Consider the following 233-nt stretch of genomic DNA (forward strand, 5'->3'; position numbering starts at 1 on the left):
TTTTACTACCACGGCATGGTTACTCCCTTTGTTGCTTGTAGTAACCGTTCCTTTTAGGGTTTCTAGTATGGGTTCTGAAAGTTTAGTTGTACCACTATTGTTTCGTTTTTCATTAACCATTGTTTCAGCATAGGTTGCTTCTGTAAACCTGGTTGTCTTTTGAAAATATGCTGCAGATTGCTTAGTAGCTTGCCTCTTAAAAACCTGAAACGGAATTTCTTGATCTACTTGCG

The 233-nt window shown here is 38.2% G+C and carries 1 protein-coding gene; it reads right to left on the reverse strand.

What is annotated here, in order from left to right:
* On the reverse strand, window positions 1-233 hold a 233-nt coding region (locus ACY2RS_RS15970), incomplete at both ends, for a hypothetical protein (protein WP_490099637.1).

It is taken from the genome of Patiriisocius sp. 208BN25-11, assembly GCF_058147145.1.